This window comes from Microbulbifer maximicatervae (SeqCode), assembly GCF_052467505.1.
Genome location: NZ_CP174313.1, coordinates 5,087,561 through 5,105,837, shown reverse-complemented (window position 1 = coordinate 5,105,837; position 18,277 = coordinate 5,087,561). Strand labels below are relative to the sequence as shown.

At 43.0% G+C, this 18,277-nt stretch carries 5 protein-coding genes; all 5 read right to left on the bottom strand.

What is annotated here, in order from left to right:
• Positions 1-412: 412 nt before the first annotated feature.
• Positions 413-2,455, bottom strand: a complete 2,043-nt coding sequence (locus tag ACJJIN_RS22330; RefSeq protein WP_444896248.1) for a BamB-related PQQ repeat family beta-propellar protein — start codon at positions 2,453-2,455, stop codon at positions 413-415.
• Positions 2,456-2,811: 356 nt separating this feature from the next.
• The gene (locus tag ACJJIN_RS22325; protein ID WP_444896247.1) at positions 2,812-2,958 is read right to left on the bottom strand and encodes a hypothetical protein; all 147 of its coding nucleotides are present in this window, start codon (positions 2,956-2,958) and stop codon (positions 2,812-2,814) included.
• 1,250 nt (positions 2,959-4,208) lie between these two features.
• Positions 4,209-4,853: a hypothetical protein gene (locus ACJJIN_RS22320; protein WP_444896246.1), complete on the bottom strand. Its 645-nt coding sequence runs from the start codon at positions 4,851-4,853 to the stop codon at positions 4,209-4,211.
• A 4-nt stretch (positions 4,854-4,857) separates the two neighbouring features.
• Positions 4,858-14,334, bottom strand: coding sequence for an RHS repeat-associated core domain-containing protein (locus ACJJIN_RS22315; protein WP_444896245.1), 9,477 nt, complete (start codon positions 14,332-14,334; stop codon positions 4,858-4,860).
• Positions 14,335-15,222: 888 nt separating this feature from the next.
• Positions 15,223-17,178: a BamB-related PQQ repeat family beta-propellar protein gene (locus tag ACJJIN_RS22310; RefSeq protein WP_444896244.1), complete on the bottom strand. Its 1,956-nt coding sequence runs from the start codon at positions 17,176-17,178 to the stop codon at positions 15,223-15,225.
• Positions 17,179-18,277 lie beyond the last annotated feature (1,099 nt).

Here is an 18,277-nt window from a genome sequence, read left to right as displayed (position 1 = left end):
ACAGGGAGTAGAAATTATTTTTCCATCATCTCGCAAACTTGGCCAAGTGAATGAACCAGAGGAGTAACCATTGGATTCTGTTACAACTTTAAGTTTAATTTTCCCATCTTTGCTTATAGAGTTCGGAGTGACACTAAAAGTCACATCTATATTTTCAAAATAATCACGGTAGTCATTTGAAAACCACTGTACCGCCCAAACTTTAGCTGAACAAGAAAGGAATAATAAAGCGAGAAATATAGAGCTAACTATTGATCTAACTCTACAGAGTAATCCCCAAAAAAACATAACAAACCGTTCCATATGCAAGACGACTGGCAGACTACATTGCACTATCGTTCATTATAAATAATTCACCACGTCCACCATCCATTACGTTGAAGACAGTGGTTAAAGCCATTTCTCGACTTTCTTATTCCTCTTTACCAATATCACTTTTCCAAAGTAAAGTGCCATTAGTCTGAGATTGCGCAATATTTGAAGGGCTCTGCCCGGATAACGACTGAGAACTACGCATCATTAACAGGGGCGATGGCAGTAAACTCAGAGCATATACATTATGGGAGTTGCTGTGCACATAGAGAGTCGCACCATCCAGACTCAAGGCAGGTGTTGCACTTACAGTCTCACCTTCGGGCAACTGATAACTCCACTGCTCTTGACCATCTACAGTATTAAATCCATATACCGAGCCATCATATGTCGCAGCATATACAACTGTACCTATGGAATTAAGAACCGGCCCCCCAATAACTGCTGACTCAGTCCTTGATATCCACCGGGTGGTTTTATCTCCATCAAGAGCTGCTACAGTTCCCCCAGTTGAATTGCTGGTGCCTATAAATATGGTACTTCCTTGTATAGCGCCCTTATTCATCACCACCCCGACATCTTTCAGCGTCCAATCAAGGTCACCTTTAGGTGAGAAACGATAATAATTATTATCAAAGGCCCCCAAAAAAATAGCTCCACTTTCTGAAACAGTGAGTGAAGCACTAATCGCTTCAGCTACCTGATCAAGAGGAGATTCTCCCCACTGGTTTTGTGGCGTAAATGCACCTACTTTAACTTGAACATTTGCACTTGACTTACCTCCGGGCCCCGTAGCCACTACGGTATAGGTAGTCGAGAAGTTTGGCGCCACCCTCGCATTACCCTCAGCAGGTAATCGGGAAAAAGAAAAGTCATCAGCATTGTTAGTAAGACTAACTGATGTAGCACCGGATGTTATCCAGCTCAACCCCACACCATCACCAGCACGAGAGATTTTTTCAGGCAATGCCGTAAATGCACTAATTTTAACAGCTGGATAACTTTTTCCGCTAAATGGATTACTACCAGCTGCTATCTCATCAATGTCACTGATACCATCAAAATCAGAATCAATTTGAGATGGAGCACACCCTAAACTATTCGCGGTATCATCTAGGGAAGTTGAAGAACAGAAATCTTCAAAATTAGCGATTCCATCTTCATCGCTATCCAGCGCCACTGAGATAACACTTCGAGCAAGCTGTGTATCAGACTTAAAAAGGACAGCCTCTATATCTGTCCATTCATGTCCTATCGGCTTTGTTAAATCGCACTTACCAACCTTTGTATCAGGATCGAAGCTACAAGACTCTGTACTTCCGTTACCAATGCTGACTGTTAATTTTGCACCAGTTAAATCTAGACTTGAGTTAGCTCTCAACCGCAAAGAGGGCTTATCGGTTACAACCAGTGCTTTATGGGCTGGGGATTCGAAAAACAAACCATCTTCGATAGCGTTTTCTAGTGGTTTAGGTTCTTCTACGGGCTCATAAGGAGAGTCAAGTAGCATGTTAATCGCAGGTAAAATAAGTAGAAATTCATCTACATTTGAAATTCCATCATTATCGCTATCCAACTGCACGGGGCTACAACCATCGACATCTACGGCCTCAGTATCAATAGTGTTCTTACATTTATCTAAATGATCTGCAATACCATCACGGTCTTCGTCTACGGCAACAGATATTGCTGCTTTGGAAACCAGGCCTCCATCACTATACAAACTCACATCAATAGCCTGCCAGCCATCGTCAAGACTTACTGCGAGTGAACAAAGCGCTATATTTTCATTCAAATCGATCAGACATAAGTTCTCTACTCCACTCCCCTGGCTTATTTTAAGCTCAAGATTTGTTAGATTTTGAACGTTAGCAAGAGAAACTTTGACATCAGGAAACCTACCTGGAACTAGCGTATCATTACCTGGAGCATCTATTGATACAGATGCAGTTGTGGCTGCAACAACAGAGCAGGTAGAAAACACAATGAAGAAAGAGAAGAAAATAGAAACTACCTTAGCTTCCATTTTATGAAGAGGCTCAGCGAGCGATCCAACCATTTTTTCATCCTTGATGATGGCCAGATTTTTCGCGAATCGAAAGATTACACTTTTAGCATCCCGACCAAAAACTGCAACAACCAACTACAGAAAAAACCACTTCCTTATTCGTGAGCATTTTCACAGAATTTTTTTTCATCTTCAAGAAAAAAACGACTTACTGACAAACCTGGTACAAAATAGACAACTGCCAGAAATAAATATTGCCACCAGGCAACACAAAAGGTGCCGATGACAAATATCGCCGAGCTACTTCTTACTTTATTTATGAAATGTAACCGCAACTATCATAGGTCTATCATTTTCACAGCCATCACCATACACTATTAGATTCAGTTTTTGCCCAGCAATATATGAGCTAAGTCGCATAGACTGTGACATTTCAGATGCATTTGGGGATAGGACATATTAATCAGTAATAGCGCACCCTGCGGGATTACTTATCTCCAACTCATCCGTTTTAATAAAAATTCCACCCCATTCCAGCTTTGTAATTTAGCAATAGATATACTTCCTGTACTTGAATGAGCCAAAATACTCACTGGCGCTAAAAAATACAAAATAGCCAATACTTTTTTAAACATCATATATTCCTTTTGTAGACCTCAGAATTCGACACCATTATCAGAGTGCCACTCAAACCAAAAGTCAACCCCACCTTCTTTATTTTAAGTAATAATTGTAATCAATCTGCTTCCTAAGTAGATTGTATAGTCTCGCATGAAAAACTTGTTTTATGATACTTCTACTCACCCGTAATCTACTTCATTACATAATTGAATAAGTTTATCTGCTTCACTGTTAGAGTCAGAATCCCTTAGAAAATACTATCGAGAGGGTAGGCACACAAACTATCTCAGCAACAGAGGGCCTATACCACCAAAGCTCATACCCATTATGATTCAGGGCAACGTAATCTATCCTGGAGGCATTAAAGGGCATTGCTTTTGCCATTACGCGAACATGGGCCGAGCAAGTAGCAAAAACTGTGATTTAAAGCCAACCGCCAACGGAGGAGGAAGATATCATCAAGGATTGTTTTTATGAGATGATCATAAAGTATCAATGCCAGAACAGAAATATCAAGCGACAGTGTCGTTAAACAACAAGTATCGCCTGAACACCCTATGGGCCTTATTGCAGATATCTAGATATCGGTCTGTACCATAGATCATAGTTACTGATCTCCACTTTTACAATTCATTGATTAGCATCGGATAACCAAATGAAAATAGACTTGGTAATTTATGCACTGAAGAAACATACCAATTTACACCACGCCCCTGCATAACTCTAATAGGAGGCCCCGACATATTAGAAATTCACCAAGAACTAGTAGGGCAACATGAAAAACTGTGTTTAATGGAACGTAAGAAAACTCGCAGGGACAACCTGACGAATGTAAATATATTTTTCACCTGAGGTCATAGTGATTAACAGAAAATTCCTAGCCTAGATGGGGTACGATAGTGATGTAATAGACTACCGTGATTATTGGTAACTTATCCGGAACAAATAAAACAAAGGGGATAGAACTCCTATAGAGCTTAAGAAATTCACCTATTGCCGCTTGAGGTCAACCACAGCAATATATTATTTTCATAAATACAGCCACCCTAATAAAACATAACAACCAGGTTTTCAAACGGTAACTTATATAAGAAAACGGGTAGACAGCCTGTTTCTTCTGTCCCCACAATAGCTAAAACCCCTTTTAAGAAATACAGTTATCATCAATAAGCCAAAAACACATGAGCTCACATTTTAGATTTCACCTCCTATAAACCCAATAAAAGATACAAAAAATATCAACCTACACGGAGAGCTATCAATCCGCCTAGGATAAGCTACTTACTTCATATATTCTCATCTTATCACCATCATAACCTAGAAGAACTACCCATGCCTCCCCCCCGACAGAAACAGTAGCACTCCATAAATCTATCTTTTGGTAAACCGAACTCAACTCAACACAATCAAGATTCGCTTTACAAGTGCCGATGGCTCTAAGAAAGCTGTTAAGAGCAGGTGAAAACAACCGATCCCAAAAAGAAAATCTATTTAATGAAAACACCCTCATATCTGATGCATCGTTTAACGCCAACCATATATCATGATATATTTTTTCCTGCTCTCCATTATCCTTCTTAAAGGAAATATACTTATTGTATTCCGCCTTACAACTTTTAGTATATTTTGTTCGAGATAGCAAAATCGCCTCTTCTACTTCACCTGTTGAATAAATATAAACTGCATAGGCTCTACAGAATCCATATCTATTCTTTTCGGGGATTGATCTAAATCGATACATAAATTCTTCTGCAAATATACATTTCTCCACAACAGGGAAATCCTTTTTAGAATATATATCCGAAAAAAGCTCCCCGCTATACTTCTGACAATACATAGGAACTAATATTGATGCATGCGAACAAGCTGATGCAAAAAACAATATAGTAAAAATGAATATAACTTTAATCATTAATTCACCATACCTGATACCATGGCTCATACGCATTACTTAATTTTTGTATTTGTCCGCTGGACAAAGTAGCTTCTACATCCCTCCAATCATCGCCCACACCAAGCCCATAATAGCTCATAAAATTTTTAGTCACATTATACTTGTGTTCCAAACCAATAACATGACCATATTCATGTTGGAACACTCGCTTAAATAAAGCTCCACTCATTTTTACTTTGCTAGGATTAAATCTAATTGAGTCAAATCCTGAATTATAGTGCGCTGTTCCTACATCAGGATCTGAAGCAATAAAGACCTCAAACGATTTATCCGTTACCAGAACATTTTTAATCTCAAGAAAATCATTTTCAGAGACCATCTGATCCATATATTCTACTGCCTTTGTACAAATAGTCATTTCATTAGGATTACAACCAAAGCGTATCTCCCCAGATAACTTTCCATCAATGAGCTCAAGCCCATATCCAGTATCTTCTGCAATATCATAGGGGCCATCAGGTATAGGATGCCCGTTACGATCAAGTTCTATCTCGATAGCTTTAACAGAACCTTTAGCTAGGATGATTTGAAGAGCCGCAGTCACAGCTCCATTTGCAAATTTTCCGCCAGAAAGTCTTGATATAGTTCCGCCAACAATGATCCCAACAACAAAATTATCAGTAGGAAAAAGTCCATTGGCAAAGGCTCCTAGTCCAGACGATGCGAAACCATGACCAAACTCCCCGCCTTGTAATTCTGAAGTAATTCCACCTAAAAGCCCTAAAACTGCTCCTTTAATCGCAAGCACTTGGTTGGCAGTAACACTAGCACCGACTCCAGCACCGACTCCAGCCTGCCCAACGCTGGCAAAAGCTGCAGCTGAAACCCCCTGGATCAATCCATTTTGGAAAGCCTCACCGAAACTAGCCCCTTGTAAAAGCGCGTCAACAAAGCCTGCTGCCGCCATAACCGCCATAACAACCCAGACAGCCTTCACCTTCATTACAGCTAAGGCAAATGCTGCAATCAAGGTAACAGAGTAGCCACTCGGATCGGTTGCATTTAACGGATTGTTCCACACATAAGCGTAGCGATTATGCGACTGACTATAATCAGGCGCCTGTACAAGCGGATCGGCTTGCAGAAACCTGGCTAGACGTGGGTCATAGACTCGACCATTCATATGAATTAAGCCAACCTGATCCAGCATTTCATGGCCAGTATAGCCACGTGTGGTCAACCCGGTTGCAAAGCCAGTCAGTTGTTTATCCAGCAGAACGCTCCAATCCAGCGCATTGCGGCGCTGCCCCCAGGCATCAAAACTAAATACTTGCTGGTTGCCATTTGTGTCTGTCGCGATTTCGCCATTTACGCTAGTAATCACATCTAGGGAACCCAGGTGATCCTTGTGCATATACTGGCTTCGGCGTTCACCGTTCTTCACCGTGATTAACGCTCCTCCAGGGAGATAGCGTTTGATCTCTGTAGTTTCACCACGTGTGACTTTTTCCACATTGCCTATATAGCGGGTCTCGCTGACTTGGCCATTGCTGGCGGTATCCTTGCGGAAATAGCGCTTGCGCTCAGGTCCATACAGGAACTCGGTTTTGTGTCCGTCTTTAGTGATTTCTGAAGGTTTATCAAATGTCGTGTACTTGAGCAGTCTGCCGCTGGAGTCACTTTCCATACTACCGTTTAGGTCATATTGATAACTCACACCGTCACTGGTCTCACACAAAGCATGGGGACCAAACCCCTTGCTACATTGGCTACCATAGCGATACTCGCCCACATCAGATTTATAAGTGATATTACCCAGGTCGTCATAGCGCATTACCAGCGCTTCACGCCCCTGAATCTGTGCGGTCTCCAGGCGATTCAAGCCATCGTAAGTGAAGTCCTCGCGCAGATTCTTATCACCACTGCGGTCCTCGCGATACTCCAAGTTGCCCAACAAGTCCCAGTGATAACTCAAGTCTTGAACATCAGTGACCCCTTGAATTCCGCTAGCCTGCGCTTGCTGTGTCAGCAGGTGGCCAGTGGCAGGTTCAAAGTGTTTATAAGTGATGACCCCATTACCAGTTTTATACTCGGTGACATTGCCCCGGGCATCCATCTTCAGTACAGAATAGAACTCCTCAGCAGTTGCCAAGTTCAATTTCTCCGCATCAACCACTTTCTCCAGATAACCATACTGATTGTATTTATGCTGGATAGCACTGCTTTGCCAGCTGCCATCGCCACCGGCGTCAAATACCTGGAAGGGGCGGCCATATTGATCGTAATTACTTTTTTCATAGTGATTATCCCCTTCGGCAAAACTGGTCATGGTTTCGCTGGGGCGGCCAAAATCATCATAGCCATGGATTTTGATATAACCGGAATCAACCGCTACCACTTCGCGAAGGGCTGCGGGCGGAGTACCGTATTGGTCCCTCGTCAGCCCATTGTTATAACCCCAGAGAGTGGTTTCTACAATTTCACTCTCACTATTGTAATCGCTGCGCTCTTCCAGACGACCGGCACGATCATATTGATTTTCCACTCTTTGTCCCTTGGCATCAGTCTGCTTAACCATCTCGCCAAAGGCGTTATAACGATAGCGCCACTGGCCTTTATCAGGGTCAGACATCATTATCTTACGACCAAGTAAATCGTATTCCATCTCTGTTATAAGATTACGGGAACCATCACCATGGTTAATTACAAACCTCAGGTTGCCCTGAGCATCGTATTTAAACTCCTGCACATTACCCAGATTATCTTCAACCCGTATCTTATCTCCCAGTGCATTAACAGTTTCCAAATGCACTTGCCCTTTGGGATTAGTGGCGGTTGTAGTATAGCCAGAGTAAACGATTAACATATCACGTCCGCTGCCATTAATACCTTCAATGCCAGGCAGGTCAGTACCTATTACTCTGCCGATCAGGTCGTAGTATTGAGTTGTCCAATAGGAACTTTGATCAGCTCGGTACGGCTCAGACTTATGTTTTACACGTCCATAGCTATCGTATTCAGTGTCCACATAATTCCAATTGCCATCAAATGCTCGAGATGCCTTACGTATCTCACGGGTAAGTACATCAAAACAAGTTATGCTCTCTATACCCCCCGATATATTCTCAACCATCTGATAGATCGTACCCGCAGCACAATGACTGCCGGGGTGATCAAGCAAGGCTACTTTACCGGCCCCGGTCTCAGTGTATTCAAGCACCTTTCGCCCAAAGACATCGTAACCGATGGATGCCCGTACCCCGGCCGTATCTTCAATTAAGGTTGCCTGGCCATATTGATCGCGCTCAAGAACCTGGCTCACGGTCTGGCCGTAACTATTTTCTTCACGATCAACAAAACGGCCTCTTGGATCATAAACCCAGCGCTGCAGACGCGATTTATCCAGATCAGCAAACTGTTCTACTGAGACTTTATTGCCAAAGTGATCATAATCATAGAACGTACGCAGCCGTAATTCACCATCCACCAAGTTCAGGCCGCCATTTTCAGGCTCTAGTATCTCTTCTTTCAGAAGGCCGGCTTTGTTACCGGTTTGATAATAAGTAAAAGCACTTTTACGCTCAGCCAACTCCTCTATCCCATCTTGCTTGCGAGAATGAATGACTCTCGTCAACGTCAAACGGCCCAACTCGGTATAGCTTGAAAAGTTATGATCGGAGTTGCTAAAGGAAACACGCTCTCCTATTCCATATTCATTAATGGTTTCTGTAGCGAAACTATCCCCATCCGGTGTTTCCGTAGCTACGTATACACGTGTGGTGTTACCTTCCAGATCCTGCTCTGTCTTACTGGTGATTGTTTTTAGTAAGTTACCTTGAGTCTTTCCATTGGCGGTCAAGTCATAAGCTTTTTCGACACTCTCCCAAACATAGGGTTGTAAAGGTCCTAGTGAAGAAGTGCCCTGAGACCTCGCCTTTTCAGACCATTCAGATTGCCACCCTTTAAGAACCCAGTAATTACCAGACTCACTCAGTAATTTTCCTGAGGCGGTACGCTGCTCGGTCCGCAATGGCAATCCAGTGAATGGAAAGTCTTGACGATAAGTGGTGGTAGTAGCAACACCTGTTTGTTCATCCAAGGTGCGGATTTTTTCAAAGCCCAGGTAGCCACGCCCTCCTGCCTGTAAGCGCGCGCGACCATAGAAATAGCTCACCCCAACTAGTGCATCACTGTTTACCGACCCTGGGTACTCAGCTGCTGCGGGCGCACTACTTTGAACTCGTGTTACTAAGAATTGAGTAGTGTATACATCTAAAATCGGGCTTGTCTTGCCCAAAGTCTGATAACTGATATTGTCTACTGTTTCAAACTTGCGCCAATCTTCATTGATTGAGTTATAGAGGCTATAGTACGAAGGTTCTTTATACTCCAGGCACCAGCTTTCAATACCGCTATCACCATTGGCTACCTTGGCACAGTATGTATCCATTGCCGAGCCAAACCCTGGCCGCGCAAAATGTCCAGAAGAGGAGGTGGAGCCATAACTGATTATAGTTTCAGTACCCAAACCATTTGTGATTTTCTCAATCACATTGGGAGCTACTTTCCTATCTCCCGCCTTATATACGGATAGATGATCGCCATGGAATTCCAAATAATCAGTCTGGCCGTCACCGTCCATATCCACAAAAGTGTCTCCTCCACCTTTGCGACTGGAAATTACTGTGCGGAAATGCTCTTCTTCGCCAAAGGACTGTGTACGCGCCTGCCAGCGACGGAAGACTAGTTTTTCCAGTTCTCCATCCTGCTTTCGCCATAACATATCCAGATCACCATCTAGTTCATAGTCGAACCAGTTCAGGTGTACGTTATCCGGAAAAGCCCCCAGAGAAACGTCATCCAGGAAACCATCTCCAGTATTTATACGGTAGCGATATTTATTACCTTCTCTTTCCCGGGTAATAATATCAACCAAGCCATCGCTGTTAATATCAACCGTTTGTAAGGACTCTTTGAGTGTTCCGTGGCGTTCTAATACCGTGGCAGCATAGTCTCTGCTGTCACCTTTAAAGCCATCGACCTGCATGAAGTCGAGCAGTTTTTCCTTAGCAATTAATTTATTGCCTTGAACTTGCATTAAATATGCTTTGGTATGCTGCTTATCTAAATCTGGTTTTGATAACTCAATTGGATAAGGGTTTAGTGGATCTCTATCCCACCACACCTTGCTATCAACCAAAACCAAATCAACTTGGCCATCATGATTAAAATCGCCAATTGCTTGTGGATCTAAATATTGGAAAGCACTTTCGTCGTCACTGTCTATATGACCCCAAGACTCTAAACCACTGATGGTCCAGGGGTTAACCTTACCAAATTGGTAAAAATCACTAGAAACCGGAGTAGCATCTGGTCTCTTTTCTAATAGCTGATAACCAGTTGCCGAAACAGCATCTACTAAACCATCGCCATTAATATCAACGAAACGTGTATCTTCTTTTGTGATGGGCAACTCTTTCAGTGTTGCTGCAGAAGATGTGCTAATAGACCATGTGCCATCACTAGGGTTAGGGATCGATTTGTGCACTACCCATACGCCACGCTCGCGAACATAAACGACCAAGTCCGCACGACCATCGGCATTATAGTCAATCATGCTCCAGGAATAAGGTACACGCACATCTTCCTGATACCTGAATACAAGTTGCTCGGAATCAAAACCATCCCCATTCGCCAATACATACTTAAAGTACTGGTCATGAATCCTCTCATCATCATCCCAATCAGTCTCTACCCAGATCAAGTCTAAAAGACCATCACCATTGATATCTGCGGGGCGTGGAGCCAGATTAGCCCGATCAAGCTGGCGACTTAGTCCCACCCCGGAATCGGCATTTACTGCAAGGAAAGCCGCTGGCAAGCGCCACTTAAATACGGTATCAGGACGACAACTATCAGCTACACATTCCCGAATACGCTCAACTCTACTTAAATGGTCGTACCCTGTATTGAGATAATCGAGTTCGTAACGTCGAAGAACAGTGTAATCTTCACCGAGGACCTTAATTTCTGTCATACGTTTTTTGGTAGACAGGAAGGCCCCGGCGGAATAACCATTAATTACATCCATCCGATCTTCATATTCAAAAGTCACCCGTGCAGCGGCATTTCCACTATCACCATAGGCATATTGAATTTCCCGGATGCGGTGGCCACCTTCTTGGGTGTAGATATAATTAATTTCATTGCCGGCACTATCTTCGAAGCTGCTTAACATCCAGTTCAGGGTGCCATATCCGGAAAACGCCAGCTGCGATTTATTGCCATCACCGTAATAGCTAATGGATCCATCTTTTCTTTCAACGGTGAAGAAGTCTGGCTTACCACGAGACCCACCGTGAGCTGTAACTAACGCAAAGCTATCTACCTCGGTGCGATACTGTGACCCAGAGTCACCATAATGGCCATTACTTACCAATAGCAACCGTTGTCCATCCAGGCAAAAACGGTCCCCCTCACCCCAAGTAATGGCTTCGCCTTTGCCGTCGCGTCCAGCTGTTTGTCGGCAACGGCTTATCCCCGATAAGCCACTTAAGGTCCACCCTTTACCCATAATGCCATTGCCCGCTGTGCTGGTATAAGCCAACGCAAGTTCAGGTGTTACCCCTGCGGTTCCAGGCGGCAAACTCAGTGGTATTGAATATGTTGCAGCTCCAGCTTCATTTACGCGAAATTCACCAGGTAAAGCGCCAATAGATTCGGAGATGCTGAGATCCCCCAAATTCACTTGTGGGGCCTCGGCAGGTGCCGGGGGGGGTTCTGTTATACCGTTATAACAACCTGCCTGACAGGGGCTGATACTTTCCTCAAAAGCTTGGCCATTAGATTTTCCGTCTTCATCTGGATCATCCTCCCAACCGTAGTCGGTATGGCCAAAGAAAAGGATTTCCCACCAATCGGGCAAATTATCGCCATCACAATCGCGGGTGTATTCATCGCCGGTATTACAAGTTGTTACTGCCCAACTGAAGTCCTGGTCATACAAATAATCAAAAGCAAGCCTAAGTAGACTATTCGTTGAAGCGGTATATTCCAGGGACTGAGTGAACAGTAAAGCTACATTAGCTCTCGCATAGCCTCCATCTAAAAGGCCGATCAACGCTGCACGACTGTACGTATCCCCACCGACGGAGATATCAGGATAGCCCTGCCCTGGGAAAATCCGCTCATACAACGTATCGACGAAGTCACTATTACTTAAAGTTGAGGAAAAATTTATGCGCCCGGTGTCAGACTCAAGAAATGCCCGAGCTATATCTGCGTCGCTAACTAGGCCTGCTACGCGCTGATAAGTCCAGAAAGTAAGAACCTTTCGATTTAATGCTAATGGAGGCTGCAATAAACCACGATAAAGTCGGGCTATCGATTGAAATTCGGGCTCCATTGAGGGCTCTGGAATCCAGTTTCCAATTTCCCCCCACAACAAGGAATCATCTACGCTTTCCCATACCAATTTGCCCGGTCCGCGGTTTTTTCGAGATATAGCATGAACTTGATTACTTTCTACCGTAGTAAAATAGAGAATATCATTACCAGCTAATACAGGCGTTTCAGCAATCCCTCCATCGGCTGGGTAAGTCCACTTCACTGCGCCTTCAATAGGATCTACGGCGTAGAGATTTCTATCCATTGAACCAAAATAGAGCGTTCGATCTTCATCTAATATCGCAGAAGAAACAATCTCTCCACCAGTCTTTAACCTCCACTTTTCTACAGCATGAGGGGTAACTGCATAGAAATGATGATCGAGTGACCCTACATAGATGGTCCCATCAATGCTATCTACCCTAGGACTAGCCTTGATAACCCCATCTGTTGCAAAACGCCAAGACACAGCGCCGCTATTCTTCGTATCCAGGGCATAGAGTTGGTTTTCTGCTCCCACATAGAGAGTGGAGCCATCCATGCTTAATGCAGGAGTAGACTGGGTTTCACCTATTATTTCTGTAGCTCGATCTCCGTAAAGGGTAATACCACCCTGAGCACTATTCGGATTGGTAACTGTAATACGGACCCCTAATTCAAATAGGGCATCATAAATCGCTGCTTGCTTGCTTATCGGAAACTCGATTTCAGTTGAATTTGCCTGAACAGCCTCAGAAAATCGCAGTGATTTTTTAGTACTTGGACTATGAATTGCCTTGAGACTTATAGATGATTCAGGATCAAAACCTGAACCCGATAAACGGATGCATCCTCCGTCACACGATAGAGCAGCAGTATTCAAATAGGGAGGTAAAACCGTAACATTAACTATCTCACCAGGAGTGCTGCATCCCAGTGCATTGCATGCTAGAACCTGGTAGCTATAGTTTCCGGGCTGCTTATTCGAAGCCGTGTAATTTGTAGTTAAGCTGCTTGTAGGTAGAGTACTCCACTTAGAACTGCTCTCTACCCCTCCAGTTTTCTCTTGTAACTTATAGAATTCAGGTTTCACGCCATCGAGTGAAGAATTGTAGGGATTCCAAGTTAATTTGTAATTACCAGTAAATAACTGAGCGCCTTTATCCGGGTTGGCAACAAGTCCTTTGGGTGCGTTGGGCTTTTCCCTAACCACAGTAATTGAAACTTCTGGGCTAGGTTTTTCACTACAGCCAACACTATTGCAAGCAAAAACCCGGTAGCGATAATCTCCCGCTCTTTGATCAAATATTTCATGTCCAGGTACTTTATTATTTGTATAAGTCGTATCCGGGACAAAATCAGCATTTACGCCGACTTCAAGTTTTTCCACCTTGTAGGTCACCTCGCCTACAGCATCCCAGGCAAGCTCAAAATCGCCAGTTATGTTGACACGCGAAGAATTAACTAAATTTAAATAGGAGGGAGCAGGTGGTGGGGCCTTTGGGGAGACTTTTACACTTATATTATTTGATTTCTTTTCAAGACCTTCATTATCAGTGACTTTCGCATAGATAGAATATGTACCGGCGGAATTCGTGCTCCATTGAACCTGATAAGGAGAAGTCGAATCCGTTTTATAAGGTGCCCCCCCGACATAGAAGACAACGGATTTAACGCTACCATCCGGGTCAGAAGCATTAGCACTCAAAGTAACACTTTCGCCCTCGATTATAGTACTCGGTGATGCACTAACACTAACTGTAGGCTGTTGGTTATTTGAAAGTTTGATAATTCCTGGAGCAACCAGCTCGGTCTTTCCATTGATCTTATCAATAGCTTCTACCCAGACCTGGATGTTTTTTATTTGATCTTCATCTTCAAGAGATGGGAGAGTCCAGTTTTTTCTGTAACACCCATCGCACTGGTTCATTTCAGGAACATTTGTTGCCGTTTCACCATCACCGATAAGTCTTTTTATTCCATCGCTATAGCTATAGTAGAAGGTAACTTTTGAAATACCATCGCGATCAGAAGACTGAGCATATAATGTTAAATTGCTTTTTGGCCTAAAAGCATTCTGCATTGGAAAAGCGAGAAACTTTAACTGCGGAAGGTCATTTTTTCGCACGGTCACAGATGCAAAATCAGTAAGCCCACTACACTGATTTAACTTATTACACGCCTGCAACCGATAATAATATGTACCTACCGGTTTATTTTTAAATGGATGATTACTTGCTTTGTTACTTGAGAGAGAAACCGACTTTAGTTTAGTTTTACTATTAACACCTTCCCAAAGTTCAATTTTTGAGGTATTTGATGGATACGTCCAATATATACTATATTCACCATTTGCCGCCTCATCCTGATTTGGTAGATTTTTAAATACTGGCTTACTTATAGGGTCAGATACTGTAGCAGTCTTAGTTTGAATAAGTTTCTTTGTTGTGTAATAGGTGGCGAAACATCTTCTTGAACTTACAAGCGCACTGGCCATTGGTACTCCGAGCATTAAGTTTGGAGTACCACCAAGATCATAATTTATCACACCACCACAAGGATATTCTTCTTCTCCGATTTTTTGGGAATAATCATATCTAACCTTCCACGAACCAGCCTCAGCTACTTTTAATGAATACACATTACTCGCTGTTCTAGTTGCTAAACTATCGAGAGTTCCCTTGTACTTACCATCATGATAAACAGTTAGATTGTGTATAACCGCAACACAATTTCCACTACAGGGTTCCGAATAATAATTTACTCTCACTTCCAGATCACCCGTCTTACTTGTAGACGGAGAGACGGTAAGATAACTAGACCATGCCCCCTGTGAATACGCTCCCAATGTAAGCACGAGCAAAGAAAAGTAGACTTTCAACATCCTTACTGAAAAACCTATAAGAAATTTCATTAACATCGTTTTGCGTTCTTATTCCACTGGGAGATTCGCTAGCATATAAACATATACCAGCGAAATTATTTATTATCGGGATACGATTATTCGGTAGAAGAAATATCGTTAATTCGATGGAGAACTTATATCGCTCTCCCAAAGGAGAGGAGTACCACTATTAGTACCATCGTTTGGTTCAAGTATTATCTGCTGGGTATCGTCTGACTGACTTCCATTCTCAGGTTTCACGCGAACAGCAAATATCTTGTGACTATTACTATGGATGTAAAGTATTTCATCATTACTGGTTAGCATGGGTGTTGCACTAATAGTTTCACCCTCTGGAAGTTTAAAGCTCCAAATCAAAGTCCCATTTTCGGTATTGAAACCTAAGATAGTGCCATTATAAGTGGCAACATATAAAATACTTTTGGTTTGGTTTAATACAGGACTGGCAACAACACCGGCTTGAGTCATCTCATCCCAAAGTACTTCCTTTTTAGAGCTTAACGCCAAAACTCTACCCCCAGAAGCACTGTTAGTTCCGATATATACTGTGCTATCGGAAACAGCTGCTTTATTCATCACAATACCAACATCTTCCATCACCCAGGCAAGATTGCCACTAGAGGTGAATCGGTAGTAGTTTCCGTCAAATGCACCAAGGAAAACACCACCATCATCAGTTAGAGTGAGGGAAGAACTGACAGCCTCACCAATTTGATCTAGAGGTGAAATTCCCCATTGATTTTCTCGCTTATCGGAAACAATAGAGATCTCCACTTGAGAGCTTTTGGTTCCCCCCGGGCCTATTGCCTTCAGGGTGTAAGTAGTCGCAGCCTGTGGAGAAACTCTTGCAGTTCCAATTAATGGTAAGCGGTTTATCGTAGTATCATCAGCACTATTTCTTAATACAACACTTGTTGCACCACTAACGGACCAACTGAGGCCTGCACTATCTCCAGCCCTAGAAATTTGTTCAGGTAGCGCTGAAAATGATTGGATAATTACCGCCGGGTAACTGTGGCGACTATAAGGGTTACTGCCAGCTTCTAGCTCAATAACATCTACAATACCATCTGAATCTGAATCAATTTGTGATGCCCCACACCCCGAGCCATCTACAGTTTCACTTAGAGGGGTATTTGAACAATAATCTTCATGATTAGGTATTCCGTCTTCATCAGTGTCCAATGCTATTGATATAGCAGCACTAGCAAGCTTACTGTCACCACGTAAAAGGTGCGCATCTAGACGATGCCAACCCTCTAGCAAAGGCTGTGAGAGCTCACAAGTTCCTAACGCAGTAACATCATCAAAGTTACAACTTCCTGTATCTACACCATCTACCAATATAGAGAGGTGAGCGCCAGCAGTGCTCTCTGAAATATTTGCACGTAGACGGACAGAAGGCTTGCCACTTTTTACTAGGGATTTATGTGCGGGAGATTCAAATGTAAGCCCATCCTCAATTGCACTATCCAAAGGTTGAGGCTCTTCAATAACAACTGCCGGAGAAGAGGACAGAAGCATATTTATCGCTGGAAGAATTTGTAAGAACTCGTCAACATTGGAGACTCCATCACCATCGCTATCCAGCTGAATAGGGGAGCATCCATTAAGATTTACTTTTTCTTTTTCTACTGTATTTCCACACTGATCCAGGTGATCAGGGATTCCATCTTCATCTAAATCAACCGCTACAGATATACTTGCTTGAGCGACAAGAGAATTACCACTGTAAAGAAGCGCCGAAACCTCTTGCCAACCATTATCTAGACTCACGGATAGCGTGCAGTAAGCTATACCACTAGACTTCTCAAAGGTGCATACATTTGTAGGCAAGGATTTATCCCCAAAAACAACGGATAAATCATCAAGATCACCAGCGTTTTCAAGCCTTAACTTAAATACAGGAAATCGGCTAGATACATATTCATCATCACTTGGTGAATCAAAGACAAGGCTGGCACTGTCTTCTGCAAGCGTCGAGGCTGCCAAAATAGGGAGTACAAAAAACAGGGAAACTCGAACGGAAAAAGCCCCAAATAACCTCAGGACTTTAGAAGAGAGCACAACCATTGTTAAATCCTTATCATGGCCGAACCTCCGTTTTTGGAGGGGAATTTATCCAATTCCTATCCCTTAGCCATGAAATACAACAAAATCGAGACGTAAATTTTTCGGGAAATTACCATACGCCTTAATTTTGTTCAAGCCCAGATATTTTTTAACCATTACAAGCACCCTAAACAAGGGGTGTTTCCACGCTCTGAGCCTCCCAAAATCGTCCCCTCCTTGCTAAGAAATATTCATCAGAATGTAAATATAAAAGCTCCGTTAATATGCGAGGCAACACAGTATGATTCGCACTTCAACTCCCTACACCCATGGCGCTGACTCACTGGTTTTTCTACCTTTAGTATGTGCACGTCAAATATTACAACCTAACCCACCGCAAAATGAAGTAACAATGCACAAATCAAAACAAAGCGCCGATTACCCCTCACAAGACTTTTTACTTCACAGAACTTCCGCCCATCAATAGATTCGTAGCATTTTTGCATGGAGCCTACTTTCATCTAGGCATTCATTTCAATATGACTAACGAAGAAAACAGAAATCCCGATGGAAAACAATAGAACCGGATTACCAGTCCAAGCTGCCCGATTTTATTGAACCCGACGATATCTACTTCCGGAATGATCGCACGAGATGCAAGCTTTGATGCAGAATTCCCGAAAATATCAGAAAAGGAGACGCTAATGATATATACAGCTCTTTATATTAGAGTCTCTCAGGAACTATTCGCTTTTCAGCTGCACAAAGAACACCTTTGCGATAGTAGCAGGGCCACCCCGGATACCCTCCCACCCCTTAACGTCATTACATAGACCAGATGCTCGGATCGAAGATCCTGTAAGCAGTAGAATCCTAGCCCCCACAGCAATCTGAGAGCTAGCAGGCGAGCAGATCACTTTGCGGCTTAAAGAATACTCAGTACTTTTAAACGGAGTCTCAATATGGAAAAAATAGGTTTACCGGTATCCATCACCGAACTTACTTACTCCCTATACAGAGATTACCAACATCCCAAAAGGTTACTCGAAACTAACTTAAAGTTAGCGGTAATTAAGCAAACACTTCTACCAACTAGGATCCCATCTCAGATTATGACAGT

Coding starts and splice junctions, on each gene's coding strand:
- ACJJIN_RS22325 (WP_444896247.1), bottom strand. CDS start 2,958: ATGATGTTTAAAAAAGTATTGGCTATTTTGTATTTTTTAGCGCCAGTG.
- ACJJIN_RS22310 (WP_444896244.1), bottom strand. CDS start 17,178: ATGGTTGTGCTCTCTTCTAAAGTCCTGAGGTTATTTGGGGCTTTTTCC.
- ACJJIN_RS22320 (WP_444896246.1), bottom strand. CDS start 4,853: ATGATTAAAGTTATATTCATTTTTACTATATTGTTTTTTGCATCAGCT.